This is a genomic window from Kitasatospora sp. NPDC036993 (genome assembly GCF_055607525.1).
In genome coordinates, this window is record NZ_JBVJRP010000004.1 from 158,608 (window position 1) to 184,462 (window position 25,855).

Here is a 25,855-nt window from a genome sequence, read left to right on the forward strand (position 1 = left end):
TTCGCGGGGATCGATCTGCGAAGGCTCCGTGTCCGCTGCCGATGCCGACCGCCCCGCCTCGGAGCCCTTGGCGCCGGTCCGGGGCGGCCTCCGCGCCGGCCCGGGGCGGCGCGGTCGGCTACCGGCCGGCCAGGGCGGACACGACCGTACGGCTGTCGCGCAGCCGCACCACGGTCCAGGCCCAGAGGGCACCGAGCGGGATCGTCGCCAGGAAGACGGCGACCGCGCCGCCGATCCGGCCGATCACCTCGGAGTCGCAGACCTCCGCCATGTGGAAGCCGGTCGGCTGGTAGAAGGCCGGTGAGCCGCAGAGCCCCGCGGCCGGGACGAGGACCAGTCCGATCGCCCAGAGCCAGCCGGCCACGGTCAGCCCGCCGACCAGCTTCGCCGCCAGCGCCCGGCCCTCGTACTCCTTCAACGCGCGGACGTACTCGTCCTCCATGGTTCCCCCCGAAGCGGATCGTCTGTACCTGAACCGGCACGAGGATGCCAGGTCGGGCCGCCCGGGGCCACTGTCGGTGGGCCGCGCTACCGTGTCCGCTCGGACCGGCACTGAGGAGGCGTCATGCGACTGCGGGATGTTCGGGCGGGGGACCTCGAGGCGTACGTCAGGATGCGCTGCGACCCGGTGATGATGGCCGAACTGGGCGGCCCGCTGCCCCGGGAGACGGTGGAGGCGCGGCTGCGCAAGGACCTCGCCCTGACCGCCGCGGACGACGCCTGGATCAGGATGATCGTGCCGGACGGCGCCGAGGACGACGAGGCGGTGGGCGCCGTCACGCTCTGGTCGGACGAGGAGGACGGCGTGACGGTCTCCGAGATCGGCTGGATGGTGCTGCCCGGGTACCAGGGCCGCGGCCTCGCCAAGGCGGCGGTCCGCCTGGTGCTGGACGCCGCCGCCGCGGACGGCCGCTGGGGCGAGGTGCACGCCAACCCGGGGACCACCAACGGACCGTCCAACGGGATCTGCCGGGCGCTCGGCTTCCGGCTGCTCGGCGAGCGGGACCTCGACTTCGCGGACCGCGTCCTGCGCGCCAACGACTGGGTGGTGGTGCCGGGCGAGCACGTCGGGTTGGGCACGGAATAAATCGGATGCCGCCCCGGGAGGGCCGCCGTACGGTGGCCCCATGGGCGACAGCATCGATCACACGGCCGTGGACAGCGTGAGCGGACTCCGGATCCGGGCCGTCTCGGTGGACGAGGTGGCGGAGTGGGGCCGGGCGCTCAACTTCGGCTTCCTGCGCCCCCACGTGCCCGCCTCGGGGGATCTGCGCCGTCGGCTGTGGACGCCGGGCCGGATGCTGGCCGGCTTCGACGGCGAGCGCCAGATCGCCACCTTCCGCAGCTTCGACGCCGAACTGACCGTCCCCGGCGGGGCCGTCGTGCCGGCCGACGCGATCACCAACGTCACGGTCAGCTCCACCCACCGCCGTCGCGGCCTGCTCAGCGCGATGATGCGCCGGGACCTCGCCGCCGCCGCCGAGCGCGGCAGCGCGGTCGCGATCCTGGCCGCCGCCGAGTACAACATCTACGGCCGGTTCGGCTTCGGCCCGGCCACCCACGGCGGCGGCCGGAACATCGAGCTGCGCCGCACCCGCGGTCTGCGCGACGGCCTGCCGGGCGTCCCCGGCGGCCGGATCGACTTCGTGACCATGGCGGAGCTGCGCGAGCAGGGAGCGGAGCTGTACGACCGCTGGCGCCGCACCCAGCCGGGCGCGATCGACCGCGACTCGCTCTGGTGGGAGCGCACCGTCGGAGAGGTTCCCACGCCCGGCGACGAGTTCAAGGAGCCGTTCGCCGCCGTCCACCGGGACGCCGCAGGCGTGGTCACCGGGCTGGTGGTCTACCGGATCGACGCCAAGTGGGACGGCGCCTACCCCGACGGCAAGCTCACCGTGGACGAGTTCATCGCCCTCGACCTGCCCACCTCCGTCGAACTCTGGCGCCTGGTGCTGTCGGTGGACTGGGTGGCCCGGGTCGAGGCGCGCAACCTCAGCCCGGACGACCCGCTGCCGCTGCTGCTCCAGGACCCGCGCGCGGCCACCCGGCACGAGGACAACGGGGACGTCATGTGGCTGCGGCTGCTGGACGTCGAGGCCGCGTTCGGCGCCCGGAGCTACGGCGCCCCCGGCCGGGTGGTGCTGGAGGTCGACGACAAGCTGGGCTATGCCTCGGGCCGTTGGGCGCTGGAGGTGGCCGAGGGCGGCACCGGGCGCTGCGCCCGGACCACGGACGACGCCGACCTCGCGCTCGGCGCCTCGGAGTTGGGCTCGCTCTACCTGGGCGGTGAGACGGCGCCCCGGCTCGCCGCGGCCGGCCTGGTCACCGAGCTGCGCCCGGGCGCGGCCGCCGCCGCCGACCTGCTGCTCCGCACCCCGGTGCGGGCCTGGACGCCGACCGAGTTCTGAGCCCGGCGCCGTGAAGAAGGCCGGCCCGCGATCGGGCCGGCCTTCCGTGTGCCGCTGGGCGCTACTTGACCGCCGCCTTGCCGATGGTGGGCAGGATGAAGTCCTGGATCAGGCCCTTGGCGTCGCGGACGATCGGCCGGAAGACCCGGTAGCGGGACAGGTTGATCACCCGGGCCGTGAGCGGCGTCGAACGCCGGACGAACTCCCTGGTCCGCTCGGTGTCCGGGGTGCGGTCGAAGACCCAGTAGAGCACCACGATCATCAGGTACAGCCAGAGCACGTCCGGCAGCAGGTCGACCAGTTCGGCGTCCAGCTTGGGCGCCAGCTCCGAACCCTGGAGCACCTCGCGGAACAGCTCGACCGCGGTCGCCCTGGCCGGGTGGGACTCGTTGGAGAACGGGCTCAGCGAGCTGGTCGGGTCGGCGGCGGTGCGGAAGAACTGCGCGGAGAACTCGTGGTACGGCGCGGCCGTGTCGAGCCAGGAGGTGAGCGCGATCTGCAACCGCTCGGAGAAGTCCCGGGTATGGGCCATGCGGCGCTTGGCGTCTGCCGCGTGGTCGTAGGTCATCCGGTCGTAGAATCCCTGGATCAGGAATTCCTTCGCCGAGAAGTAGTAGTACGCGTTGCCCACCGAGACGCCCGCCTCGGTGGCGATCGCGCGCATGGTGGTCTTCTCGTAGCCCCGCTCCTGGAACAGCCGCATGGCCGTCTCCAGGATCAGCGCCCGAGTCGCCTCGCTCTTGTCGGTCTTCGGCTGCGCCCGGCCGCCGGGCAGGGGCCCGCCGTCCGGGCCGGGACCGCCCTCCGGTCCTGGCACGGCCGAAGCCTCGGCCGTGCCGTTCTCGCCGTCCGCTCGGTTCGTCGCTGCCAGGTCGTCCACGGGGACGAGCCTAGCCGGAGACGACGTTCCATCCGGTGTCGGTGTTCGTGACACCGGATGTCCCCTCCACATCCGGTGCCACGGTGGCCCCCCGCTTTTCGAACGCGTTCAAAGGCTGGACAGGATTGTAGGCGTGTCGGTTGAACATGTTCAACTCCATCTCTGTGGGAGGCTGGTCACATGATCAGTTCAGGGCAGACCGTCATCCGGCGCGGCGGAGTGCAGGACGCCGGGTCCATCGCCGAACTGCATGCTCACAGTTGGCGTACCGCCTACCGGGGGATCGTCCCGGAGGAGGGACTGGGCGACGGGATGGCCGCCCAGCGGCGCGAGCTGTGGGAGCTGCGCCTGGACGCCGACTACGGCGAGCCGGAGAACGTGCCCGAGCTCCTGGTGGCGGAACGGGCGGGTGTGACGGTCGGGTTCATCTACCTCGTCCCGCAACCGGACGGCGGGGTGCTGATCGACAACCTGCACGTGCGCCCCGGCCTGACCGGTGGCGGCATAGGCCGCGAGCTGCTGGCGGCGGCCCGCACCCGTGTCGCCGAGCGGCACCCCGGGGCCGAACTCTTCCTGGAGGTACTGCGGGACAACACCCGCGCGATCGCCTTCTACGAGCGCGAGGGCGCCGAGCGGGTCCGGGCGCAGGAGGGGGAGTTCCCCGGTGGGTTCCTGCTGCCCGAGTACGTGTACGCCTGGCCGGCCGGGTGCGTGGCGCCCGGATCCGACCGGCCGGAGCCGGTGGATCGGTCGAAGTAGCCGAAGTAGCCGAAGTAGCCGAAGTAGCCGACGTAGCCGAGGCGGCCGGGGTGGCCGAACCGGCTGAACCGGTGAACGTGGTCGAAGTGGCGGCGGTGGCCGGACTGGTGGACGCGGTGGAAGTCGTGACCGGGGCCGGGGCGTCCGGTCAGTCGAAGTCGTAGACGGTCACCGGGACACCCCGGTCCGCCGGCCGGCCGTCGCCCGCTCCCGATACCAGCGTCGATACGCGGCCTCGGGCTCGGGCCGGCGTCTGGAGAGCGCGAGCACGAAGCCCTTGCCCCAGCCGCCGAGATCGTTGCAGACGTGCGCGATCACCTTCACGCCCTTGCCCTGGGGCGTGGTGGCATCGCCTCGGACGTAGGTGATTTCCCCCATGCCTCGACGTTAGAGGGTGGCACTGACAATCGGCTCGCCATTTTCCGGCGCCCCGCCCGGACGCGCCCGCTGACGCGCCGTCGTCCTCTGTCGCCGCCGCTCGTACAGGGCGGGCGCCGCTCCCGCACGGGAACGCGGAACCGCCCCTGCCCAGGGGGGATGGGCAGGGGCGGTGCTCGTGGGGGCGGGCTCAGGCGGCCTTGACGGCGGAGATGTCGAAGCTGAGCTTGACCTTCTCGCCGATCAGCACGCCGCCGGTCTCCAGCGCCGCGTTGTAGGTCAGGCCGAACTCGGTGCGGTCGACGACGGCCTTGCCCTCGAAGCCGACCCGGTCGGCGCCGTACGCGTCGGTGGCGCTGCCGGTGTACTCCAGGTCCAGCACGACCGGGCGGGTGGTGCCCTTGATGGTGAGGTCGCCGGTCATCCGGTACGAGTCGCCGTGGACCAGCTCGGCGGCGGTGCTGCGGAAGCGGATCTCGGGGTGGGCCTCGACGGCGAAGAAGTCGCCGGTGCGCAGGTGCTCGTCGCGCTGGGCCTGGTTGGTGTCGACGCTCGCGACCTTGATCACCAGCTCGGCCGAGGACTTGACCGGGTGGGTCCCGTCCAGGTGCAGCTTGCCGTCGTACTCGGTGAAGCGGCCCTTGACGTTGGTGACCATCGCGTGGCGCACCGAGAAGCCGATCTCGCTGTGGGTGTGGTCGATCGCCCAGTCGCCGGTCAGGTGGGCGAGGTCCGGGCCGGCCGGGGTCCGGACGGCGGCCGCGGCGGGGGCGGTGACGGTCTTGGTGCGGTTGAACAGGCCCATGGCTTCCTCCTTGGTTCGAAGCCATTTGTTTAGGCTTCAACTTGTTGGCTCCAGCGTAGGGCAGTTTCGTTCAACTTTCAACCACAAGTCCCGGGCGTCCCCCGGACGGCTCAGCGGAGCGGCCCTGTCGGCCCTCCCGGTTAGGCTGCGAGGGACGCTTCCACCCCGCCCGGAAGGCCCCCGATGTTCGTCCTGCACGCGCTCTGGCAGGCGGACGGGCGGCTGGCGCTCTGGGCCGAGGACGCCCGCGCCCACCCCGGCGCCGCCGCACCGCGCCCCGACCGGCCCGCCCCGCGCGCCCACCCCTACGCCTGCCCGGCCGGCGAACTGGCCGCCGTGCTCGGCGGCATCGGCCCCGGCCTCGGCTGGCTCGCCGGGCAGGCCCCCGAGCGCTGGGCCACCCTGCTGCTGCCCACCGTCGGCACCGTTCCCGCGCCCTCGCCCGACCTTCCGGTCGCCCCGCCGCGCGGCGCCGCCGTGCTCGCCCCCTGGCGGGTGCCGGCGCTGCTCTTCGACGCCGGGGCCGCCGCCCAGCTGCTCGGCGAGGTCTTCGACCCGGTCTGGGCCGTCACCGGCACCGACCTGCCCGGCGCCGGGCGGATCGAGGTGGTCCACGGCCCCTCGCTCCGCTGGCTCACCGGGGTGCACGACCTCGCCTGGCGGACGGTCGGCCGGGGCCGGGTGCTGCCGCTGCCCGTCGTCGCCGCCGACGGGCGTCCACGGGCCCGCTGGCAGCCCGACCTCACCCCGGCCGGGCGCCGGGAGGCCGCCGCCCTGGCGTCCGGCTGCCCGCCCGTCCTGCTGGGGGAGTGGCCGCACGGCGCGGGCGGCGGCGAAGGGCTGCTGGCCGCCGCCCTGGGCGCGCTGGTGGACGCCGAGGCCCGCGCCGCCCTGGCCGACGCACCGCCCCTCTCGGGCAGGGGCGGGGACGGAGCCGCACCGGGGCCGGCCGTCGCCGAACGCTGGCTGCACGCCCTCACCACCCCCGACGGCGGCCTCGACGGCGCCCCGCCCGAGGAACTCGCCGAACTGGGCCGCCGGCTCGGCGCCTGGTACGCCGCCGCCCGGCCCGTCGACCCGGCGCTGCGGCTCTGCTTCCGCCTGGTCGAACCGCTCGGCCCCGACCCGGACGACCCCGAGGGCAGTCCCTCCGACGACGCCTGGCGGCTGGAGTTCCTGCTCCAGGCCGTGGACGAGCCCTCCCTGCTGGTCCGCGCCGCCGACCTGCACGAGGGCGGCGCCGCCCACGCCGCGCTCGCCCGCAGGGCCGAGGACCCGGTCGAGGTCCTGGTCGCCGAACTCGCCCGCGCCGCCCACCGCTGGCCCGCCCTGGACGGGCTGCGCCACCGCTCCCGCCCGTCCGCCCTGTCGCTCGACCGGGCCGGCGCGCTGGACTTCCTGCGCGCCGCCGCGCCCGCCCTCGCCGAGGGCGGCTTCGGGGTGCTGCTGCCCGCCTGGTGGCGCCGCCGCCCCCGGCTCGGGCTCGCGCTGCGCGCCACCACCCCGCCCGCGCCCGGCTCGCTCGCGGTCACGAGTCAGGTGGACCGGGACGCCGTGGTCGACTTCCGCTGGCAGGCCGCGCTCGGCCCGGAGAGCAGCCCGCTCACCGACCAGGAGCTGGCCGAACTCGCCGCCGCCAAACAGGGGTTGGTCCGGGTGCGGGGCGCCTGGCTGGAGGCCGACCCGGACCAGATCGCCGCCGCGCTCGCCTTCCTCGCCGACCGGCGCGACGGCGTGCTCGCCGCCGCCGACCTGCTGCGCCTCGCCCTCGATCCGGAGCCGACGGTCGCCGGGCTGCCGGTCACCGGTGTCAGCGTGGACGGCCCGCTCGGCGAACTGCTCGCCGGGCGGGCCGGTGCCGCTCCGCCGCCGGAGCTGCCGCCGGACTTCCGGGCCGTGCTGCGCCCGTACCAGGAGCGCGGACTGGCCTGGCTGCGGACCATGTCCGAGCTCGGCCTCGGCGCCGTGCTGGCCGACGACATGGGCCTCGGCAAGACCGTCCAGACCCTCGCCCTGCTGGCCGCCGAGGGAGCCGCCGGTGCCACCGGCCCCACCCTGCTGGTCTGCCCGATGTCCCTGGTCGGCAACTGGCAGCGGGAGACCGAGCGCTTCGCCCCCGGCCTGCGCCGGTACGTCCACCACGGCGCCGGCCGTCTCGGGGCGGAGCAACTCGCCGCAGCCGTACGGGGCGTGGACCTGGTCATCACCACCTACGGGCTGGTCCAGCGCGACCTCGCCGCCCTGCGGGCGATCCGCTGGCGCCGGGTGGTCGCGGACGAGGCCCAGCACATCAAGAACACCGGCACCGCGCAGTCCAGGGCGATCCGCGCGCTGCCCGTCACCCGGCACCGGATCGCGCTCACCGGCACCCCGGTGGAGAACCGGCTCGCCGAGCTGCACGCCGTCCTGGACTTCGCCAACCCCGGCCTGCTCGGCCCGGCCGAGCGCTTCAAGGAGCGCTACGCGATCCCGGTCGAGCTGCACCGCAGCCCCGAGCGCACCGCCGAACTCCTGCGCCGCACCGCCCCGTTCGTACTCCGCCGGGTCAAGTCCGACCCGGCGGTGGCGGCCGAGCTGCCCGCCAAGCAGGAGATGACCGTCTGGTGCAACCTCACCGCCGAGCAGGCCGGCCTGTACCAGGCGGTGGTCGCCGACCTGCTGCGGCGGGTCGAGGGCATCCGGGGCGTGGAGCGGCGCGGCACGGTGCTGGCCGCGATCGGCAAGCTCAAGCAGGTCTGCAACCATCCGGCCCAACTGCTGCACGACGGCTCGGCGGTGGGCGGCCGCTCGGGCAAGGTCGCCCGGCTGGCCGAACTGCTGGAGGAGGCGCTGGCCGAGGGCGACCGGACGCTGGTCTTCACCCAGTACGCCGAGTTCGGGGCGATGCTCCGCCCGTACCTGGAACGCCGGCTCGGTGAGGAGGTGCTGTACCTGCACGGCGGCCTGTCCAGGGCGCGCCGCGAGGAGCTGGTGGATCGCTTCCAGTCCCCGGACGGGCCACGGGTGTTCCTGCTCTCGCTGCGGGCCGGCGGGACCGGCCTCAACCTGACCGCCGCCAACCAGGTGATCCACCTGGACCGCTGGTGGAACCCGGCGGTCGAGGAGCAGGCCACCGACCGCGCCTTCCGGATCGGCCAGCGCCGGGACGTCCAGGTCCGCCGGCTGGTCTGCGTCGGCACCGTCGAGGAGCGGATCGACGAACTCCTCGCCGCCAAGCGCTCGTTGGCCGATGCGGTGGTGGGGGAGGGGGAGCGCTGGCTCACCGACCTGCCGGCCGAGGCGCTGCGCGAACTGGTCGCCCTCACCCGGGAGGACGCCGTGGCCGAGGAGGACGCGTGACCGACGAACCGAGACCGCCCGCCGTCAACGTCGCCGCCTACTGGCGCGGCGACTTCACCCTGCGCCCCGCCCCGCCGGAGGAGGACGGCCCGGACGAACCCTCGCTGCGCCGCCTCGGCCGCTCCGGCATCACCGTGCACGGCCGCGACCTCGCCGCCCTGCTCGCCCCCGCCTACGAGGCCTTCCGGGGCTGAGCGCCGCGGCTACCGTGGGGTAGCGTCGCGCGGGTGACCGACACCCACGACCACGGGCAGGACGACACCCGGCAGGACCACGCCCGGCAGAGCGACCACGGGCAGGACGACACCCGCCTCGCCGACTTCGAGCGGTACCGGCGGATGGTCTTCGGCATCGCCTACCGGATGCTCGGCAGCGTCGCCGACGCCGAGGACCTGGTCCAGGACACCTGGCTGCGCTGGAGCGGGGTCACCGGTCCGGTCGCCGGCCCCGGCGCCTTCCTGGCCCGTACGGTCACCAACCTCGCGCTCAACAAGCTGGACTCGGCCGCCGTCCGCCGCGAGTCCTACGTCGGCCCGTGGCTGCCCGAGCCGCTGGTCACCGAACCGGACGCGACCGACGCCGTCGAGCGGGCGGAGACCGTCTCGGTCGCGCTGCTGGTGGTGCTGGAGAGCCTTTCCCCGCTGGAGCGGGCGGTGTTCGTGCTCAAGGAGGCCTTCGGCTTCTCCTACCGGGAGATCGCCGAGGCCCTGGACCGCACCGAGGCCGCCTGCCGCCAGGTCGGCAGCCGGGCCGGGGCGCACGTGCGCGCCCGCCGGCCGCGCTACGACGCGCCGCCCGAGCTGCGCCGCCGCGCCACCGACGAGTTCCTGGCGGCCAGCGTCGGCGGCGACCTCAACCGGATGCTCGAACTGCTCGCCCCCGACGTCACCGGCTGGACCGACGGCGGCGGCGTGATCCGCGCCGCGCTGCGGCCGCTCGGCGGCGCCGAGAACGTCGCCCGCTTCGTCCTCGGGGTGTTCCGCCGGCTCGGCGAGGGCGCCGGGGCCCGGCCGGTCCTGGTCAACGGCGAGCCCGGCCTGCTGGTCACCGTGGACGGCGCGGTCGACTCCGTCGCGGTGTTCGAGTTCGCCGAGCAGCCGGACGGTACCGTGCGGATCTCCGAGATCCGCGTCGTCCGCAACCCGCGGAAGCTGGCCCACCTCACCGGCCCTGGGACCCTCACCGGCACGGGCCCCCTCACCGATCCCCGCCCCCTCACCGATCAGGGCCGTCTTCCCGACGACGGCGCCGACCGGGCTTGACCCTCGACCAGGTCGAGCCCGCAGAGTCACCGGCATGGAGAGCGAGCTGCACAGCATCGGCGAACTGGCCCGCGCCAGCGGCCTGGGCGTCGGCACCCTGCGCTACTACGACGGCGCCGAGGTGCTCACCCCCGCCTGGGTCGACCCGCAGACGGGCTACCGCTGGTACCGGCCCGGCCAGCTCGCCGACGCCCGGCTGCTGGCCAGGCTGCGCCGGGTCGGCCTGCCGCTGGCGGCCGTCCGCGCGGTACTCGCCGCCGCCCCCGGCAGCGGCGAGGCCCGGCGGGTGCTCGACGCGCACCTGCGCCGGCTGGAGGACGGCCTGGCCGACGCCCGCCGCGAGCTCTCCCTGATCCACACGATGATCGAGCAGAGGGAGCAACCGATGACCACAGCCTCCGCCGAACTCCGGCTCACCGTCCCGGCCGAGGGCCTCGCGGCCGCCCTGGACGCGGTCCGCTTCGCGGTCTGCGGCGACCCCGGGCTGCCCTCCCTCGCCGGGGTGCTCTTCGAGCCGGACGGGCCGGTGCTGCGCCTGGTCGCCACCGACCGCTACCGGATGGCCCTCGCCGAGGTGCCCGCCGCCTCCCAGGACCCGGCCGGGCGCCCGGTGGCCGGCACGGTCGTCCCGACCGCGCTGGTGGACGCACTGCGCGCGCTGCTCGGCGCGGGGGCGCCCGAGGTGGCGCTCACCCTCGGCGCCGGACTGGTCCGCGCCGAGGCCGGGGCGCACCGGATCGAGGGCGCCGCCCTGGACTTCGACTACCCCGACCACCGGGCCGTCACCCGGCTCGAACCCGAGCACCGGATCGCCCTGTCCGCCGCCGAACTGCGCGCCGCCGTGGCGGCCGGAGCCACCCGCACCCTGCCCTCGGGGCCGGGCGGCGCCGACTGCGCGGTCACCGTGCTGACCCTGACCGGGGACGGCCGGCTGGCGGTGGCCGACGACCCGGCGCCCGAGGGCTACCGGCTGGCCGTCAACCGGGACTTCCTGCTGGACGCCCTCGACGCCGGACAGTCCGGAGAGCCCCGAGAGTCCGGGCAGCCCGGACAGCTGCTCCTCGAACTCGGCGGCCCGATCGCCCCGCTGGCCGTCCGCACCCCCGGCCGGGCGGGCACCTTCTCCGTCCTGATGCCCGTCCGTCTCCCCGAGTCCGCCTGACCGGCCCGCCCGGCGGGGCCTCTGGAAGGATCGCCCCATGAGCCCGCACACCGATCACCCCGCCGCCGAGGTCCACGTCCCCGCCCCCGGCGGCGGCCGGCTGTGGGCGGAGCGCCGGGGCACCGGCAGCCCGGTGGTGCTGCTGCACGGCTCCGGCATGGACTCCCGGCTGTGGGACGCCGTCGTCCCCGAGCTCTCCCGGCACCACGAGGTGATCCGCTACGACGCCCGCGGCCTCGGCCGGTCCGGCGCGCCGGAGCGGGCCTTCGACGACGTCGAGGACCTGGGCGCCGTGCTGGACCACTTCGGTCTGCGCGGCGCCGCACTGGTCGGCCTGAGCATGGGCGGCGAGACCGCGCTGGACTTCGCCATCGCCCACCCGGGGCGGGTCGCCGCGCTCGGCCTGGTCGGCGCCTCGGTCAGCGGCCACGACTGGCCGCCGTCCCCGGAGGCCACCGCCTACGCCGAGGCCAGGCGGCGGGGCGACGCGGCGGCCCTGGCCGAGCTGGAGCTCTCGGTCTGGGCCGCGATGGGCCGTACCGCGCCGGGCGGCGAACTGATCGCGGCGATGGTCGAGGAGAACGCGGCCCGCCGCATCGTCAGCGAGCACCACCTCGCGGGCGCCCCGGCCAGGGCGGCGGAGTCCGTCCTCGGCACGGTCACCGCGCCGACCCTGGTCGTCCACGGCGACCGGGACCGCCCGGAGATCGCGGCGATCGCGGAGCGGCTCGCCGCCGGCATCCCCGGTGCCCGCGGCCACCTCGTCCCGGATGCCGACCACTACCTCCCGCTGCGCACCCCCGAACGGCTCACCGAACTCCTCCTCACCCACCTGGCCTGACCGCCCTGGTCCGCCCGGCCCGCCCTGACCCGTTCGGCCTGGCGCGTTTGCTGCCGCTAGCATCCTGCTTGCATGTGCAAGCAGGGTGTTGCAGGCTGTCCCCATGGCCTCACTGAACGTCGGCTCGCTCGGCGAGTACATCCGCGAGCAGCGCCGCACCGCCCAGTACTCGCTGCGGCAGCTGGCGGAGGCCGCCGGCGTGTCCAACCCGTACCTCAGCCAGATCGAGCGGGGGCTGCGCAAGCCGAGCGCGGAGATCCTCCAGCAGATCGCCAAGGCGCTGCGGATCTCGGCGGAGACGCTGTACGTCCAGGCCGGGATCCTGGAGGAGCGGCGGGGCGAGGGCCTGGAGTTGCGGGCCTCGATCCTGGCCGATCCGATGATCAACGAGCAGCAGAAGCAGGCGCTGCTCGCGGTCTACGACGCCTTCCTCAAGGAGAACGCCGCTTCGGCCACCGGTGCGACGGCCGACGGCTCAGCCCCCCAGAACACCCACCGGGAGGACCGGTAACCATGCCCATCACCGACGAGATCAAGAAGACCCTCGGCGACCCGACCCCGCTGTACGCCCTGGCCGGTGCCGGGGACCTCGCGTACGAGAAGCTGCGCGAGGTGCCGGGCCGGGTCGAGGCGCTGGCGGCCGACCGCAAGGGCACCCAGGAGAAGGCCACCGCCAGGCTCCAGGAGGCGCAGTCGCTGCTGACCGGGGCGCAGGCCAGGGTCGCCGAGACCGTCACCACGCTGCCGACCGACCTCAAGGCCATCCAGGAGCGGGCCCAGGGCTTCGCCCTTCAGCAGGTGGCCCGCGCGGTCGAGCTCGCGGTGAAGGCCAAGGAGACGTACGACGAGCTGGCCGAGCGCGGCAAGGTCGTGGTGGACAAGGCCCTCCCGGGCACGCCGGCCGAGGAGCCGGGGCAGCCCGTGCTGTCCGTCGAGCCGGCCGGGACCGGGCCGGTGGCGGAGGAGGCTGCCGGGCCCGCCCCGAAGAAGCCCGCCCGGGCCCGCAAGGGCGCCGCCGCCGACACCGCCGCCGACCTCGCGGCCGCCGAGGACACCGCCGCGGAGTGAGCCCGGGTGCCGAAGGGCACATCGGGTGACCGCGGGACGTTGACCCCGTTGCGGACGGTCGCCGTGCCAGGATGGGCGGTGGTCGCAGCATCGGAGCCGAGAACAGAGGAGATCGCGAATGGTCGGAATGTTGCAGATTCTGGCCTTTTCCTACCTGAATCCGATCTGGTGGGCGATCGTCGCCATGCTCGCCTACAAGTTGTTCGCCCTGGTCGACGCGGTCACCCGCAGGGAGGACGCCTACCGGGCGGCCGACAAGAAGACCAAGGGCTTCTGGGTGGCGATCCTGGCGGTCTCCTTCGGCTGGGACTTCCTGTTCGGGGTGAACTTCTTCACCGGCATCGGCACCCTGGCCGGCCTGGTCGCCTCGATCGTCTACGTGGTGGACGTCCGCCCGGCGATCCGGGCGCTGACCGGAGGCGGTGGCGGCCGTGGTGGCCGCAGCAACACCGGCCCGTACGGCCCCTGGTAGGCCGGACGACGACGAAGCGAAGGCCCGGGCGGGGGCTCTGAAACCTGGGAGCCCCCGCCCGGGCCTTCGTCCGTGCGCTGAGGGCCGTCAGCCGAGGATCAGCTGGACCGGGTTGCGCTCCAGCAGCAGCACCGCGACGTCGTCGGTCAGCGCGCCGCCGTTCAGCTCCTCGACCTCGGCGATGGCGCTGTCGACCAGCCGCCCCCTGGTCAGCCCGGCGGCCTGGTGGTCGCCGACCAGGCCGGCGAGCCCGTCCTGGCCCAGCCGGCGCGACCCGGCCCCGACCCGGCCCTCGATCAGCCCGTCGGTGTAGAGCAACAGTCGCCAGCCGGCCCGGAGTTCGATCTCGTGGGCGGGCCAGGCGGCCTGCCCGTCGTGGCACGGCAGCAGGCCGAGCGCGGGCCCGGCGAGGTCGGCGGGCAGGGTGACCGGCTCGTGGTCGCGGCCGAGCAGCAGCGGCGCCGGGTGCCCGGCGAGGTAGAGCCTGGCCCGTTCGCCGGCACCGAGCGAGTCGAGGCCGTTGCCGGTGCCGCCGGGCTCGATGACGAGCATGCAGAGCGTCGCGAAGATCTCGTCGCTGCGCCGCTCGTGCTCCAGCACGTGCTGGAGGGTGGTGAGCAGGGCCTCGCCGGTGAGGCCGGCGAAGACCAGGGTGCGCCACGCTATCCGGAGCGCGACGCCGAGCGCGGCCTCGTCGGGGCCGTGGCCGCAGACGTCGCCGATCACGACGTGGACGGCGCCGTCGTCGGTGCGCACGGCGTCGTAGAAGTCGCCGCCGAGCAGTGCGCGGCGGCGACCGGGGCGGTAGCGCCGGGTGAAGGAGAGCCCGGCGCCGTCGAGCAGCGGGGTGGGCAGCAGGTGGCGCTGGAGGCGGGCGTTCTCCTGGCCGCGCAACTCGGCCTCGACCAGACGGCGCTGGGACTCGTCGGCGCGCTTGCGCTCGACGGCGTAGCGCAGGGCGCGGGCGAGCAGCGGGCCGTCCGTCTCGTGCTTGAGCAGGAAGTCCTGGGCGCCGGCCGCGACGGCGGCCGCTCCGAGTTCGGCCCCGGCGGCGTCGGTGAGCACCACGACCGGGGTGTGCGGGGCCCGGCGGAGCAGTTCGTGCAGGCCCTCCAGTCCGTCGGAGGCGTCGGACGGGTGCGGCAGGTCGGCGGGCGCGGCGAGGTCGAGCAGCACGCAGCCGAACTCGGGAGTGCGGGAGCGCCCGCGCCGGGCCCAGGGCGCGGGCGGGGCGAGCAGTTCGGTGGCCTGGTCGAGGCCGCGGGCCCAGTGGATCTCGATCGAGGTGCCGCTGTCGGCCACCGCCGCCTTGATCAGCTGGGCGTCGGAGGCGTCGTCCTCGATGACCAGCAGCCGCAGGGGTGCGTCGTCGGCGGGACCCTCCGCCGCCGCGGGGCCGCCGGGATCGGAGAGGCGGGACGGGTGGGAGGCGTGCACGGCCCGCGCGCGGGGGTGGGGTATCGGGGGAGCCGCCAGGCCCGGACCGGTCGTGGCGCGGTTGCGGGCACGACCGACGGGGGCGCCGTCATGGGCGCCCGGCAGGTCCGCGGCAGCAGGTGCCCGCCCGTCTCCCGTTGCGGGCATCGGTGGTTCCTCCCTTTCCCCGACTGCGTAACGGTCGGCGTCCGTCCGCAGTGCCCGCCTGGCACCCCGCGTCGGGGAACTTCTCGCGACCATAACGTGGTCTTCGGGGATTTCTCTGGCCGACCGGCGCCGTTGTGGCTCTTGCCACGCCGGTGGCGGTGTGGTGACTGGACTCGGACGACGGCCCGGTTTCCCGTCCCGGCGGCTGCCGGGCGGACCGGGGAAGGGCAGTGGTGGCGGTGGAGCGGATCATCCTGCTGGAGGGTGACATCACGGAGCAGGCGGTGGACGTGGTGGTGAACGCCGCCAACTCGTCCCTGCTGGGCGGTGGCGGGGTGGACGGCGCGATCCACCGCAGGGGCGGGCCGCAGATCCTGGAGGAGTGCCGCCGGCTGCGCGCCTCGCACTGGGGCAAGGGGCTGCCCACCGGGCGCGCGGTGGCGACGACGGCCGGACGGCTGCCCGCCCGGTGGGTGGTGCACACCGTCGGGCCGGTGTACCGGGCGGAGGAGTACGGGGAGCGGGCGGAGCTGCTGGCCTCCTGCTATCGCGAGTCGCTGCGCACCGCGGCGGGGCTCGGCGCGCGCACGGTGGCCTTCCCCGCCGTGTCGGCCGGGATCTACGGCTGGCCGCCGGCGGACGCGGCCCGGATCGCGCTGGGCACCGTCGCGGAGGTGCTGGACGGCGGTGAGGCGGAGGCGGGCGCGGGGCTGGCGGAGGTGCGGTTCGTGCTGTTCGGGTCGGAGATGTACGAGGTGTTCGAACGGGTCCGCCGGGAACTGCCCGGGCGGGAGGGCTGACGAGGGACTGGGCACGGCACGCGCCGGGCGGCGTGTGGTGCGTCGCTCGGCCGGGGTCCATGGTGGCGTGTCGAGGCGTCAACACGCCAGAGATATTCGATAACTCGTTCGAGTGAAGGTATCGGGTCGCTCACCAGCTCCCCGCGCACCGCCCGTAACCGCGCGTAACCGGGCGCACCGCCCGTGACCGTCGGCACCGCGGCCGACGCCCCGTACGGCGCCTGCGGGGAGCGCCTACGGGGAGAGCGCCGACCAGGGCACCGTGACCTCGCCCTGCCGCCACCGGCCGCGCGCGTCCACCAGCGGCCAGCTGCCCGCCAGCGCCGTGCAGGCCGCCACCCAGCGCTGCCGCGCCCCGAACGCCCCGTACGGCGCGGCCGCCGCCCAGGCCCGGTCGAAGTCGGCCAGGAAGGCGTGCACGGGACGACCCGGCACGTTGTGGTGGATCAGCGCCTTCGGCAGCCGCTCGGCCAGGTCGGAGGGCCGGCCCAGGCCGCCCAGCCGGGCCGCGAAGGTCACCGTCCGCGGCCCCTCGGGGCCGAGCGCGACCCAGACGTGCCGCCGCCCGATCTCGTCGCAGGTGCCCTCCACCAGCAGCCCGTCCGGGGCGAGCCGGGCGCACAGCCGCTCCCACACCCCGGCCACCGCCGACTCGTCGTACTGCCGCAGCACGTTGGCCGCCCGGATCAGCTGGGCCGGCGCGCCGCCGTCCAGCGGCACCTCGAAGCCGCCGCGCCGGAAGGTGAGCAGCGGCGGCTCGGCGTACGGCAGCGCGGCGGCGACCCGCTCGGGCTCGATCTCGATCCCGACCACCCGGACGTCAGGGCGCACCGTGCGCAGCCGCCCGGCCAGCTCGACGGCCGTCCACGGCGCGGCGCCGTAGCCGAGGTCCACCGCGACCGGCGGGCGCTCGGCGGCGCGCAGCGAGCGGCCGAGGGCGTGGGCGATCCAGCGGTCCATCCGGCGCAGCCGGTTGGTGTTGGTGGTGCCCCGGGTGACCGTCCCCACCGGGCGCCCGGTCCGTCCGCGGGCGGGCGCGGCAGGCGCGGCGGTCGCGGGGTCGAAGGAGGCAGCCATGCCCAGAAGGGTAGTCGGGCCGCCGACCGCACCGTGCTGACCTGGGACGATGCCGGCCGTTCCGGCCGGTGGGCCGGGGCGGGAATGCCGGACCCGGTCCCCGTGGTTGGCACCCTGTTGGTGATGTGTGCCCGGACGGGGCAGCGCACACCGGACAACGGGCGGCCCGGCGCGGACCGCCTAGACGGGCCGCACAGAGGAGGCTTCAGCCAGGTGATCCAGCACCCCGTCCGTTCGGTACGCCGTGCCCAGCCCGCCGCCCCCGCGCGCGGCAGGCTCCAGTCGCTCGTCCCCGGCCGCCGCCGCCCCCGCCGGATAGCGATGCTGAGCGTCCACACCTCGCCGCTGCACCAGCCGGGCACCGGGGACGCCGGCGGGATGAACGTCTACATCGTCGAGCTGGCCAAGCGCCTGGCCGAGCTGAACATCGAGGTCGAGGTGTTCACCCGCTCGATCTGCTCCGACGACGCGCCGACCGTCGAGCTGGCCCCGGGCGTGCTGGTCCGCCACGTCACCGCCGGGCCGTACGAGGGCCTGGTCAAGGAGGACCTGCCGGCCCAGCTGTGCGCCTTCACCCACGGGGTGCTGCGGACGGAGGCCGGCCACCGGCCCGGCCACTACGACCTGGTGCACTCGCACTACTGGCTCTCCGGGCAGGTCGGCTGGCTGGCCGCACAGCGCTGGGGGGTGCCGCTGGTGCACACCATGCACACCATGGCGAAGGTCAAGAACGCCGCGCTGGCCGAGGACGACACGCCCGAGCCCGCGGCCCGGGTGATCGGCGAGACCCAGGTGGTGGAGGCGGCCGACCGGCTGATCGCCAACACCACGGAGGAGGCCGCCGAACTGGCGCTGCACTACGCCGCCAGGCCGGACCAGCTGGCCGTCGTCCACCCCGGGGTCAACCTCGACGTCTTCCGCCCCGGCAGTCCCGGGGCGTCCGCCGCCGCGCGGGCCCGGCTGGGCCTGCCGCAGGAGGCCGCGGTGCTGCTGTTCGCCGGCCGGATCCAGCCGCTGAAGGCCCCGGACGTGCTGCTGCGGGCGGTCGCCGCGCTGCTGGGCCGCCGCCCCGAGCTGCGCGAGCGCCTGGTGGTGCCGGTGGTCGGCGGGCCGTCCGGCACCGGGCTGGCGCGGCCGGAGAGCCTGCACAAGCTCGCCGCCCAGCTGGGCATCTCCGACGTGGTGCGGTTCCACCCGCCGGTCGGCCAGCCGCAGCTCGCGGACTGGTACCGGGCGGCGACGGCGCTGGTGATGCCCTCGTACAGCGAGTCCTTCGGGCTGGTCGCGCTGGAGGCGCAGGCCTGCGGCACCCCGGTGGTGGCGGCCGCGGTCGGCGGCCTGCCGGTCGCGGTGCGGGACGGCGAGACCGGCAGCCTGGTGAACGGCCACGAACCGCTGGAGTGGGCGCTCGCGCTGGAGCCGTACGTCATCGACCGGGAGCTGGTGGCCAGGCGCGGCGAGGCGGCGGCCCGGCACGCGGCGGGCTTCGGCTGGGACGCCGCCGCGGCGACCACCGCCGAGGTGTACGCGGGCAGCATGGCCCGCCCGGCCGGACGGCTCGCGGCGGCCCGGCGCCTGCTGGCCTGAGGCCGCGCCGGGGGGATCAGGGGTCGCGCCGGGCGGTCGGTGACTGCGCCGGGCGGTCAAAGGCTGCGCCTTCCGGGTACCGACGAGTAACGTCACCCCCATGGCAATCCGCACCAAGGACGAGGCCCTGACCCTCCTGCGCGCCGCCCTGGACGACGCCGGGGCGGCCTGGGAGCCGGCCGCCACCGACCCGTACACGCTGGTGGCGGCCCTCCCCGGCACCCGGAAGCTGAGCACCGCCTGCGCGCTGCGGGTCGGCGACCACACCCTGTCGGTGAACGCCTTCGTGATCCGCCGTCCGGACGAGAACCACGAGGCCGTCTACCGCTGGCTGCTGGAACGCAACACCAGGCTGTACGGCGTCGGGTACGCGATCGACGCGCTCGGCGACGTCTACCTGGCCGGCCGGCTGCCGCTGGAGGCGCTCACCCCGCAGGTGGTGGACCGGCTGCTCGGGACGGTGCTGGAGAACGCGGACGAGCCGTTCGACACCTTGCTGGAGCTGGGCTTCGCCTCGGCGATCCGGCGCGAGTGGGAGTGGCGGACCAAGCGCGGGGAGTCCACCCGCAACCTGGCCGCCTTCGCCCACCTGGCCGCGCCCGGGGCCCCGTCGGCGGAGGCCCCGGAAGCGGGCTGATCCGCGCCGCCCGTTCAGGCGTCCGCCGGAGCCTTCCCGGTCGGCTGCCCCGCTTGCCGCCCGGCCGGCTCCGCCGCGGTGGCGGGGATCGCCGTGGCCGCCGGGGTCTGCGCCGCGGGCGCGAGGACCTCCGTCACCACGGCCTCGCGCCGCCCCACCGCACCGGTGCGGCGGGCCAGCGTGACGTACCCGAGCGCGGTGACCGTTCCGACCGCCCCGCAGACCGTCCAGAGCACCACGGGCCCGGCGTGCTGGAGCAGCAGCCCGCCGCCGGCCGGGCCGAGGAACGAGGCGAGCGACCAGGAGAGGCTGTGCACGCCCTGGTAGCGGCCGCGCCCGTGGGTCGGCGCCAGCTCGGCGACCATGCCCATCATCACCGGCGTGTTCAGGATCTCGCCGACCGTCCAGACCGCCACCGAGAGCGCGAACAGCCAGGCCGAGGACCCGGCCAGCGCGGCCAGTCCGAAGCCCCAGCCGGTGAGCAGACAGCTGGCGACCAGCAGCCCGGTGCGCGAGCGGCCCTCCATCCACCGGGTGAGCGGGATCTGGAGGACCACGATCAGCAGCCCGTTCAGGCCGATGACCAGGCCGTACTGGGTGGAGGTGATCCCGGAGGCGCCCATGTCCACGGCCAGCGTGGTGCTGCCCTGCTGGAAGACCAGCGCGAGCAGCAGGGTCAGCCCGACCAGCGCCATGAACGGGGCGTCCCGGAACACCGAGAGCAGGCTGACCGGCGGTTCGGCGGAGCCGGCCGGGTCGCCGGGCGGGAACTGGGGCCTGGTCTCCGGGATCCGGACGAAGATCACCACCGCGCAGACCAGGGTGGAGAACGCGTCCAGCAGGAAGAGCGTCAGGTAGCCGTGGGTGGCGATCAGACCGGCCGCGGCGGCCGAGAGGCCGAAGCCGATGTTGATCGCCCAGTAGTTCAGCGAGTACGCGCGGACCCGGTCCTCGGCGGGCACCAGGTCGGCGATGATCGCCGAGGTGGGCGGCCGGGTCGCGTTGCTGCACAGGCCCACGAAGAAGACCACCACGGCGATCGCCACCTGGCCGTCCGCGAAGCCCAGCACGGCGGTGGACAGCGCGGTGCCGAGCTGGGCGGCGACCAGCGTGGGACGGCGGCCGATCCGGTCGGCCAGCACGCCCGCGCCGATCGCCGCGACGGCCGAGCCGAGGCCGAACAGGGAGGCCACCAGGCCCGCGTAGGAGGCCGAGTACCCCCGGTCGACGGTCAGGTACAACGCCAGGAAAGTGACGACGAATGCGCCGAGCTTGTTCACCAGGGTGCTGACCCAGAGCCACCAGAACTCCCGCGGCAGCCCGCCCACCGTCTCCTGGACGAGTCTTCGGAGCCGGGGGTTGGAGGCCAGGGCGACGAGCATGTGGGGGCTCCCGGAGGTAGGCGTCCGCTGAGCGGTGCGGCAGGCCCGGTCAGCCAACGCAGGTAAGTGTCAGATGCGCGGAGCACACATTACACATCGGCCGAAGGTCCCCACCAGGGGTTTTCCGGCCCCCACTAAGCTGGGGGCCATGGCTGACACGACGTACCGACTCATCCTGCTCCGCCACGGCGAGAGCCAGTGGAACCAGAAGAACCTGTTCACCGGTTGGGTCGATGTCGACCTCAACGAGAAGGGCGAGAAGGAGGCCGCCCGCGGTGGCGAGCTCCTGGCCGCCGAGGGTCTGCTCCCCGACGTGGTGCACACCTCGCTTCTGCGCCGCGCCATCCGCACCTCCCAGATCGCCCTGGACAAGGCCGACCGGCACTGGATCCCGGTCAACCGCAGCTGGCGGCTGAACGAGCGCCACTACGGCGCGCTCCAGGGCAAGGACAAGGCCCAGACCCTGGCCGAGTTCGGCGAGGAGCAGTTCCAGCTGTGGCGCCGCTCGTACGACACCCCGCCGCCGGTGCTGGCCGACGACGCCGAGTACTCGCAGGCCGGTGACGCCCGTTACGCCGAGATCCCGAGCGAGCTGCGTCCGCGCACCGAGTGCCTGAAGGACGTCGTCGAGCGGATGCTCCCGTACTGGTACGACGCCATCGTCCCGGACCTGGCCGCCGGCCGGACCGTCCTGGTCACCGCCCACGGCAACAGCCTGCGCGCGCTGGTCAAGCACCTCGACGGCGTCTCCGACGAGGCCATCGCCGGCCTGAACATCCCGACCGGCATCCCGCTGGTCTACGAGCTGGACGCCGACTTCAAGCCCGTCGCCCAGGGCGGCCGCTACCTCGACCCGGACGCCGCCGCGTCGGCCATCGAGGCGGTCAAGAACCAGGGCAAGAAGTAAGCCACTTGCCGACGAGGTCCCGCCATCCGGCCTGACCGGGTGGCGGGGCCTTCGTTCGTTTTCGGTCGGTTCGGAGTCAACCCGCTTGCTCGGCACTGGAGTTGGGTAGGCGGGAAAATGGTTCAGACCATTGACGGCTCAATCGGCGGCTCCTACCGTGAGGGCACCGGACTGGCGCAGGCATGCCAGGAACTCCCCGTCCGGGCCGCCGCACCCCCACGCGCGCGCGTCTGCGCCCCGGCGCACACTCCATCCACCCCCACGGAGGAGCACCATGCGCACACGCCACGTCGTCGGGGCGGTCGTCGCCGCCCTGGCGATCCCGCTGACCCTGGCCTTCCCGGCCGCCTCCCACGGCTACATCACGACTCCGCCCAGCCGGGCCGCACTCTGCGACGTACACACCCACGGCGTCGCCTGGGACTGCGGCGACATCCAGTGGGAACCGCAGAGCGTCGAGGGCTCGAAGGGTTTCCCGGCCCTGGGCCCCTCGGACGGCACCATCTGTGCCGGCGGCAACGCGCGCTTCGCCGAACTGGACGACCCGCACGGTGGCGCCTGGCCGACCACGCAGGTGTCGGCGGGCCAGCAGCTGACCTTCACCTGGCGGTTCACCGCCCGGCACGCGACCGCCGACTTCCGGTACTACCTGACCAAGCCGGGCTACGACGCGAGCCGGCCGGTCACCCGGTCCGACCTGGAGCTGACGCCCTTCCTGACCGTCCCGTACGGGGGGCAGCAGGTGCCCGCCTCGCTCAGCCACACCGCGACCGTCCCCGGCGGGCGCACCGGCCACCACGTGATCGTGTCGGTCTGGAACATCTCCGACACCGCGAACGCCTTCTACTCCTGCTCCGACGTCCGGTTCTGACGCACGCGGGAACGCACGCAGAAACGCACCCGGGAACGCACGCAGGAACACGCGCGGGAACGCACGAGGTGCACGGCCGTCGGCGGGCCGTGCACCTCGGGGACTCCTCGGGCGGCGGGCCGCTCAGTGGCCGCCGCAGCAGCCGCCGTCCGCGCCGCCGCACTGGCAGGGCGCGCCTGACTGGCAGCCGCAGCCGCAGCCGGGGCCGCAACCGCAGCCGGCCGCGAGGACGGGAAGCAGCTTCGGGGCGAGTGGCTCGACGGTTTCGTGGGCGGTCGCCGGTCGGGTCGAGTTGGCCTTCATCGAGCTTCCCTCCTAGTGACGGGCACAGTCCTGTGCCCCCACTGTCGAGTGAAACCGCCGAACGGACGGAGCGTCAACGGGCGCGCAGTGGTGGGGCGCACGGTAGCCCGTGCGCCCACACCACCCCCGTCGCGGGTTTACTCACCCCCCCGGGGTGAGCCGGGACCGGCCCCGGCGGGACCGGCGAGCCCGCCGGCACCGGTCCGGCCCCGGCGGTCAGTCGACCGGCGCCGCCTCGGCGGCCTCGGTGGCGGCCACGAACTCGGCCACGTGCTCGCCCGTCACCAGGTACACCACGCGCTTGGCGACCGACACCGCGTGGTCCGCGAAGCGCTCGTAGTAGCGGCCGACCAGGGTGAGGTCGACGGCGGTCTCGATGCCGTGGTGCCAGCGCTCGTCGATCAGGTGCGACAGCAGCTCGCGGTGCAGGGTGTCGATCGCGTCGTCGTCCTGCTCCATCTCCAGCGCCTTGTCGACGTCCTTGGTGGCGATGACCAGGCCGGCCTTGGCCACCAGGCGCTGGGCGAGCTGGCCCATCTCCAGGACGGTGGAGTGCAGGTCGCCCGGCACCGCGGTGTCGGGGTAGCGCATCCGCGCGACCTTGGCGACGTGCCGGGCGAGGTCGCCACAGCGCTCCAGGTCGGCGCTCATTCGCAGCGAGGTGACGACGATGCGCAGGTCGGTGGCGACCGGCTGCTGGCGGGCCAGCAGGTCGATGGCCCGGTTCTCCAGCTCGTGGTGCAGCTCGTTGATCTTGGCGTCGGCGGCGATCACGCTCTCCGCCAGCGCCAGGTCCGCGTCGAGGAGGGCGGTGGTGGCGCGGCCCAGTGCAGAGCCGACCAGCCGGGCCATCTCGACCAGGCTGTCGCCGATCGCATCGAGTTCCTCGTGGTACGCGTCGCGCATGTTCTCTCCTCAGTAGCTGTGTCGGTGGCGGTGCCGACCGGTCAGCCCGTCCGACCATCGTTCCGGCGTCCGGGTGACCGCTGCTGGTGGCGCGCATCGTACGCGCACACCCGAGCCGGTGACCGCCGTTCGGCACACCGATCTCTCCCACACGGGCTGCCTGGCCAACTTTCCGCCGCCAGGGCGACGGTGTACGGCCGCTACGGTGAATCGGTCACAACGTGAAGGTGAATTCTCGGCAACGTGCGGTCGATGCCTTGACCCAGTGCATGGGGACTGCCCTGGCCGTACGCTTACGCTGGCCACATGGACGTGAACGTGGCCGCCGCCGCTGCCTGCGCCATAGCCGGGCTCGGCGTCGGCCTCACCGCCTCCATCGCCTTCCGTTGGAGCGAGCGCGAACAGGCCCGGGGCAGGTACAGCGGAACCGGCGGCAGAAACCCCGGCCGGTACCAGTCCCTGGGCACCGGCCACCCCGAGCCGCCGCTGCCGCCCGGGGTCGACACCGTGCTCTCCGTGCTCCGCTCCTGCGCGATCGTGCTGGGCGAGGGCGACGAGGTGGTCAAGGCCAGCTCGGCGGCGTACGCGATGGGCCTGGTGCGCGGTGGCGCCGTCGCCGTGGACCAGATGCTCGCCCTGGCGCGCGCCACCCGCAGGGACGGCGAGATCCGCCAGGTCGAGCTGGAGGTGCCCAGGCCGGGCGCGGCCCGCGCGGCGGAGCCGCTCGCGGTCTCCGTCCGGGTGGCCCCGCTGGGCTCCCGGCTGGTGCTGGTGCTGGTCGAGGACCAGACCGAGCGACGCCGGGTGGAGGCCGTCCGCCGGGACTTCGTGGCCAACGTGAGCCACGAGCTCAAGACCCCGGTCGGCGCGCTGTCGCTGCTCTCCGAGGCGGTCGCCGACGCGTCCGACGACCCGGAGGCGGTGCAGCGCTTCGCCGGCCGGATGCAGGTCGAGGCGACCCGGCTGGCCAGCCTGGTCCAGGAGATCATCGACCTCTCCAGGGTCCAGGACGACCGGCTGATGGTCGACCCGGAGCCGGTGGCGGTGGACGAGCTGATCGCCGAGGCGATCGACCGCTGCCGCCAGCAGGCCGCCGCCAAGCAGATCCTGATCGCGGCGGGCGGCATCGCCGGCCTCTACCTGCACGGCAACCGCGGCCAGCTGGCCGCGGCACTCGGCAACCTGGTCGAGAACGCCGTCAACTACAGCCCGCCCCGCACCCGGGTGGCCATCGCCACCCGCCGGATCTCCAGCGCCGCGGCGCTCGGGGAGGCGGACGGCGAGCTCATCGAGATCTCGGTCACCGACCAGGGCATCGGTATCTCCGAGAAGGACCGCGAGCGGGTCTTCGAGCGGTTCTACCGCGTCGACCCCGCCCGCTCCCGGGCGACCGGCGGCACCGGCCTGGGCCTGTCCATCGTCAAGCACGTCGCGGCCTCGCACGGCGGCACCGTCTCGGTGTGGAGCGTCGAGGGCCAGGGGTCGACCTTCACCATCCGCCTGCCCGCCGGGCAGGCACCCGTGGACGGCGATCCCGACGACGCGTTCGACGACGAGCCGGACCACGTGCCTGACCACGAGCCGGACGGCGACTCCGCCGGACGACCCGCCGCCGCACCCCGAACCCTCACCACGGACCGCACGGCCCGTCCGTTCCCCGCCGGGGAACGGGAACAACACCTGTCAGACACAACCCCTCAGCTTGCCCCGGAGGCCTGATCGTGACCCGAGTACTGGTGGTCGAGGACGAGGAGTCGTTCAGCGACGCCCTCTCGTACATGCTCCGCAAGGAGGGCTTCGAGGTGGCGGTCGCCGCCACCGGCCCCGACGCCCTGGAGCAGTTCGAACGCAACGGCGCCGACCTCGTCCTGCTCGACCTGATGCTGCCGGGCCTGCCCGGCACCGAGGTCTGCCGCCAGCTCCGGGTGCGCTCCAACGTCCCGGTGATCATGGTGACCGCGAAGGACAGCGAGATCGACAAGGTCGTCGGTCTGGAGATAGGCGCTGACGACTACGTCACCAAGCCGTACTCCACCCGTGAGCTGGTCGCCCGGATCCGCGCGGTGCTGCGCCGCCGCGGCGAGGACGGCGGCGCGGGCGACAACGGCAGCGGCCCGGGCGCCCTGGAGGCGGGCCCGGTCCGGATGGACGTGGACCGCCACGTGGTGACCGTGGACGGCGCCAAGGTCGACCTGCCGCTCAAGGAGTTCGACCTGCTGGAGATGCTGCTGCGCAACGCGGGCCGGGTGCTCACCCGGATGCAGCTGATCGACCGGGTGTGGGGCGCGGACTACGTCGGCGACACCAAGACCCTGGACGTCCACGTGAAGCGCCTGCGGGCCAAGATCGAGCCGGACCCGGGCGCGCCGCGCTACCTGGTCACCGTCCGCGGCCTGGGCTACAAGTTCGAGCCGTAAACCGTCCCGA

Annotated in this window: 25 protein-coding genes and 1 pseudogene; 18 read left to right on the plus strand and 8 right to left on the minus strand. The window is 74.4% G+C overall.

All coding sequences use genetic code 11. The annotated features are described in order from the left end of the window. Positions 1–118: 118 nt before the first annotated feature. Positions 119–442 carry a hypothetical protein gene (locus ACZ7C5_RS09775; protein WP_401080299.1) on the minus strand — a complete coding sequence of 108 codons (324 nt, stop codon included), beginning with the start codon at positions 440–442 and terminating at the stop codon, positions 119–121. A gap of 123 nt (positions 443–565) precedes the next feature. Between ACZ7C5_RS09775 and ACZ7C5_RS09780 the strand changes: the two genes are divergently transcribed. Together ACZ7C5_RS09780 and ACZ7C5_RS09785 are read left to right on the plus strand one after the other, a co-directional pair. Continuing rightward, on the plus strand, positions 566–1,087 hold the full coding sequence (locus ACZ7C5_RS09780; protein WP_470322378.1) for a GNAT family N-acetyltransferase: 522 nt from the start codon (positions 566–568) through the stop codon (positions 1,085–1,087). A 40-nt stretch (positions 1,088–1,127) separates the two neighbouring features. Further along, positions 1,128–2,408, plus strand: coding sequence for a GNAT family N-acetyltransferase (locus tag ACZ7C5_RS09785; RefSeq protein WP_470322379.1), 1,281 nt, complete (start codon positions 1,128–1,130; stop codon positions 2,406–2,408). Between the two features lie 61 nt (positions 2,409–2,469). Here ACZ7C5_RS09785 and ACZ7C5_RS09790 read toward each other — a convergent pair whose 3' ends face one another. After that, entirely contained in the window at positions 2,470–3,288 is an 819-nt protein-coding gene (locus tag ACZ7C5_RS09790; RefSeq protein ID WP_317620327.1) for a TetR/AcrR family transcriptional regulator, read from the minus strand. 180 nt (positions 3,289–3,468) lie between these two features. Here ACZ7C5_RS09790 and ACZ7C5_RS09795 point away from each other — a divergent pair, with 180 nt between their 5' ends. Then, on the plus strand, positions 3,469–4,047 hold the full coding sequence (locus tag ACZ7C5_RS09795; RefSeq protein ID WP_470322380.1) for a GNAT family N-acetyltransferase: 579 nt from the start codon (positions 3,469–3,471) through the stop codon (positions 4,045–4,047). 201 nt (positions 4,048–4,248) lie between these two features. Here ACZ7C5_RS09795 and ACZ7C5_RS09800 read toward each other — a convergent pair. Then, positions 4,249–4,425, minus strand: a pseudogene (locus tag ACZ7C5_RS09800) (macro domain-containing protein); the annotation flags it as partial. 190 nt (positions 4,426–4,615) lie between these two features. Next, on the minus strand, positions 4,616–5,230 hold the full coding sequence (locus ACZ7C5_RS09805) for a YceI family protein (RefSeq protein ID WP_470322381.1): 615 nt from the start codon (positions 5,228–5,230) through the stop codon (positions 4,616–4,618). A gap of 183 nt (positions 5,231–5,413) precedes the next feature. Here ACZ7C5_RS09805 and ACZ7C5_RS09810 point away from each other — a divergent pair, with 183 nt between their 5' ends. From ACZ7C5_RS09810 to ACZ7C5_RS09845, 8 genes are all read left to right on the plus strand, one after another. Next, a complete protein-coding gene (locus tag ACZ7C5_RS09810; RefSeq protein ID WP_470322382.1) occupies positions 5,414–8,569 on the plus strand; it encodes a DEAD/DEAH box helicase in 3,156 nt (1,051 codons plus the stop codon). Then, the gene (locus ACZ7C5_RS09815; protein WP_401080286.1) at positions 8,566–8,763 is read left to right on the plus strand and encodes a hypothetical protein; all 198 of its coding nucleotides are present in this window, start codon (positions 8,566–8,568) and stop codon (positions 8,761–8,763) included. Before ACZ7C5_RS09810 ends, ACZ7C5_RS09815 begins: the two co-directional genes overlap by 4 nt. 33 nt (positions 8,764–8,796) lie before the next feature. Further along, entirely contained in the window at positions 8,797–9,831 is a 1,035-nt protein-coding gene (locus ACZ7C5_RS09820; RefSeq protein ID WP_401080284.1) for an RNA polymerase sigma-70 factor, read from the plus strand. A 34-nt stretch (positions 9,832–9,865) separates the two neighbouring features. Next, on the plus strand, positions 9,866–10,993 hold the full coding sequence (locus ACZ7C5_RS09825) for a DNA polymerase III subunit beta family protein (protein WP_470322383.1): 1,128 nt from the start codon (positions 9,866–9,868) through the stop codon (positions 10,991–10,993). 37 nt (positions 10,994–11,030) lie between these two features. Beyond that, positions 11,031–11,834, plus strand: coding sequence for an alpha/beta fold hydrolase (locus tag ACZ7C5_RS09830; protein WP_470322384.1), 804 nt, complete (start codon positions 11,031–11,033; stop codon positions 11,832–11,834). Between the two features lie 103 nt (positions 11,835–11,937). Next, positions 11,938–12,345 carry a helix-turn-helix domain-containing protein gene (locus tag ACZ7C5_RS09835; RefSeq protein ID WP_401080277.1) on the plus strand — a complete coding sequence of 136 codons (408 nt, stop codon included), beginning with the start codon at positions 11,938–11,940 and terminating at the stop codon, positions 12,343–12,345. A 2-nt stretch (positions 12,346–12,347) separates the two neighbouring features. Continuing rightward, positions 12,348–12,902 carry a hypothetical protein gene (locus ACZ7C5_RS09840; RefSeq protein WP_470322385.1) on the plus strand — a complete coding sequence of 185 codons (555 nt, stop codon included), beginning with the start codon at positions 12,348–12,350 and terminating at the stop codon, positions 12,900–12,902. Positions 12,903–13,086: 184 nt separating this feature from the next. Further along, positions 13,087–13,374, plus strand: coding sequence for a DUF2516 family protein (locus tag ACZ7C5_RS09845; RefSeq protein WP_401081336.1), 288 nt, complete (start codon positions 13,087–13,089; stop codon positions 13,372–13,374). An 87-nt stretch (positions 13,375–13,461) separates the two neighbouring features. Here the strand turns inward: ACZ7C5_RS09845 and ACZ7C5_RS09850 are convergent, their stop codons facing one another. After that, a complete protein-coding gene (locus ACZ7C5_RS09850; protein WP_470322386.1) occupies positions 13,462–14,958 on the minus strand; it encodes a PP2C family protein-serine/threonine phosphatase in 1,497 nt (498 codons plus the stop codon). Positions 14,959–15,197: 239 nt separating this feature from the next. Here ACZ7C5_RS09850 and ACZ7C5_RS09855 point away from each other — a divergent pair, with 239 nt between their 5' ends. Next, positions 15,198–15,758: an O-acetyl-ADP-ribose deacetylase gene (locus ACZ7C5_RS09855; protein ID WP_401080271.1), complete on the plus strand. Its 561-nt coding sequence runs from the start codon at positions 15,198–15,200 to the stop codon at positions 15,756–15,758. 234 nt (positions 15,759–15,992) lie between these two features. On the opposite strand, the gene ACZ7C5_RS09860 is transcribed toward ACZ7C5_RS09855, so the two are convergent. Further along, a complete protein-coding gene (locus tag ACZ7C5_RS09860) occupies positions 15,993–16,835 on the minus strand; it encodes a methyltransferase domain-containing protein (protein WP_470322387.1) in 843 nt (280 codons plus the stop codon). 216 nt (positions 16,836–17,051) lie between these two features. On the opposite strand from ACZ7C5_RS09860, the gene mshA reads away from it, so the two are divergent. Both mshA and ACZ7C5_RS09870 read left to right on the plus strand, forming a co-directional pair. Beyond that, on the plus strand, positions 17,052–18,422 hold the full coding sequence (gene mshA, locus ACZ7C5_RS09865) for a D-inositol-3-phosphate glycosyltransferase (RefSeq protein WP_470322467.1): 1,371 nt from the start codon (positions 17,052–17,054) through the stop codon (positions 18,420–18,422). Between the two features lie 100 nt (positions 18,423–18,522). After that, a complete protein-coding gene (locus tag ACZ7C5_RS09870; RefSeq protein WP_401080267.1) occupies positions 18,523–19,059 on the plus strand; it encodes a type III secretion system chaperone family protein in 537 nt (178 codons plus the stop codon). Positions 19,060–19,073: 14 nt separating this feature from the next. Here ACZ7C5_RS09870 and ACZ7C5_RS09875 read toward each other — a convergent pair whose 3' ends face one another. Further along, a complete protein-coding gene (locus ACZ7C5_RS09875; protein ID WP_401080265.1) occupies positions 19,074–20,441 on the minus strand; it encodes an MDR family MFS transporter in 1,368 nt (455 codons plus the stop codon). 148 nt (positions 20,442–20,589) lie between these two features. On the opposite strand from ACZ7C5_RS09875, the gene ACZ7C5_RS09880 reads away from it, so the two are divergent. Both ACZ7C5_RS09880 and ACZ7C5_RS09885 read left to right on the plus strand, forming a co-directional pair. Beyond that, positions 20,590–21,348, plus strand: coding sequence for a phosphoglyceromutase (locus ACZ7C5_RS09880; protein ID WP_401080263.1), 759 nt, complete (start codon positions 20,590–20,592; stop codon positions 21,346–21,348). Between the two features lie 274 nt (positions 21,349–21,622). After that, on the plus strand, positions 21,623–22,219 hold the full coding sequence (locus tag ACZ7C5_RS09885) for a lytic polysaccharide monooxygenase auxiliary activity family 9 protein (RefSeq protein ID WP_470322388.1): 597 nt from the start codon (positions 21,623–21,625) through the stop codon (positions 22,217–22,219). A 519-nt stretch (positions 22,220–22,738) separates the two neighbouring features. On the opposite strand, the gene phoU is transcribed toward ACZ7C5_RS09885, so the two are convergent. Next, a complete protein-coding gene (phoU, locus tag ACZ7C5_RS09890; protein WP_188296604.1) occupies positions 22,739–23,428 on the minus strand; it encodes a phosphate signaling complex protein PhoU in 690 nt (229 codons plus the stop codon). A gap of 306 nt (positions 23,429–23,734) precedes the next feature. Between phoU and ACZ7C5_RS09895 the strand changes: the two genes are divergently transcribed. Then, a complete protein-coding gene (locus ACZ7C5_RS09895; protein WP_401080254.1) occupies positions 23,735–25,147 on the plus strand; it encodes a sensor histidine kinase in 1,413 nt (470 codons plus the stop codon). 2 nt (positions 25,148–25,149) lie between these two features. After that, a complete protein-coding gene (phoP, locus tag ACZ7C5_RS09900) occupies positions 25,150–25,845 on the plus strand; it encodes a two-component system response regulator PhoP (RefSeq protein ID WP_188296603.1) in 696 nt (231 codons plus the stop codon). Positions 25,846–25,855: the final 10 nt, after the last annotated feature.

Coding starts and splice junctions, on each gene's coding strand:
- ACZ7C5_RS09825 (WP_470322383.1), top strand. CDS start 9,866: ATGGAGAGCGAGCTGCACAGCATCGGCGAACTGGCCCGCGCCAGCGGC.
- ACZ7C5_RS09805 (WP_470322381.1), bottom strand. CDS start 5,230: ATGGGCCTGTTCAACCGCACCAAGACCGTCACCGCCCCCGCCGCGGCC.
- ACZ7C5_RS09785 (WP_470322379.1), top strand. CDS start 1,128: ATGGGCGACAGCATCGATCACACGGCCGTGGACAGCGTGAGCGGACTC.
- ACZ7C5_RS09895 (WP_401080254.1), top strand. CDS start 23,735: ATGGACGTGAACGTGGCCGCCGCCGCTGCCTGCGCCATAGCCGGGCTC.
- ACZ7C5_RS09775 (WP_401080299.1), bottom strand. CDS start 442: ATGGAGGACGAGTACGTCCGCGCGTTGAAGGAGTACGAGGGCCGGGCG.
- ACZ7C5_RS09885 (WP_470322388.1), top strand. CDS start 21,623: ATGCGCACACGCCACGTCGTCGGGGCGGTCGTCGCCGCCCTGGCGATC.
- ACZ7C5_RS09780 (WP_470322378.1), top strand. CDS start 566: ATGCGACTGCGGGATGTTCGGGCGGGGGACCTCGAGGCGTACGTCAGG.
- ACZ7C5_RS09860 (WP_470322387.1), bottom strand. CDS start 16,835: ATGGCTGCCTCCTTCGACCCCGCGACCGCCGCGCCTGCCGCGCCCGCC.
- phoU (WP_188296604.1), bottom strand. CDS start 23,428: ATGCGCGACGCGTACCACGAGGAACTCGATGCGATCGGCGACAGCCTG.
- ACZ7C5_RS09810 (WP_470322382.1), top strand. CDS start 5,414: ATGTTCGTCCTGCACGCGCTCTGGCAGGCGGACGGGCGGCTGGCGCTC.
- ACZ7C5_RS09845 (WP_401081336.1), top strand. CDS start 13,087: ATGCTCGCCTACAAGTTGTTCGCCCTGGTCGACGCGGTCACCCGCAGG.
- ACZ7C5_RS09870 (WP_401080267.1), top strand. CDS start 18,523: ATGGCAATCCGCACCAAGGACGAGGCCCTGACCCTCCTGCGCGCCGCC.
- ACZ7C5_RS09840 (WP_470322385.1), top strand. CDS start 12,348: ATGCCCATCACCGACGAGATCAAGAAGACCCTCGGCGACCCGACCCCG.
- ACZ7C5_RS09880 (WP_401080263.1), top strand. CDS start 20,590: ATGGCTGACACGACGTACCGACTCATCCTGCTCCGCCACGGCGAGAGC.
- ACZ7C5_RS09830 (WP_470322384.1), top strand. CDS start 11,031: ATGAGCCCGCACACCGATCACCCCGCCGCCGAGGTCCACGTCCCCGCC.
- ACZ7C5_RS09875 (WP_401080265.1), bottom strand. CDS start 20,441: ATGCTCGTCGCCCTGGCCTCCAACCCCCGGCTCCGAAGACTCGTCCAG.
- ACZ7C5_RS09850 (WP_470322386.1), bottom strand. CDS start 14,958: ATGCCCGCAACGGGAGACGGGCGGGCACCTGCTGCCGCGGACCTGCCG.
- ACZ7C5_RS09835 (WP_401080277.1), top strand. CDS start 11,938: ATGGCCTCACTGAACGTCGGCTCGCTCGGCGAGTACATCCGCGAGCAG.
- ACZ7C5_RS09795 (WP_470322380.1), top strand. CDS start 3,469: ATGATCAGTTCAGGGCAGACCGTCATCCGGCGCGGCGGAGTGCAGGAC.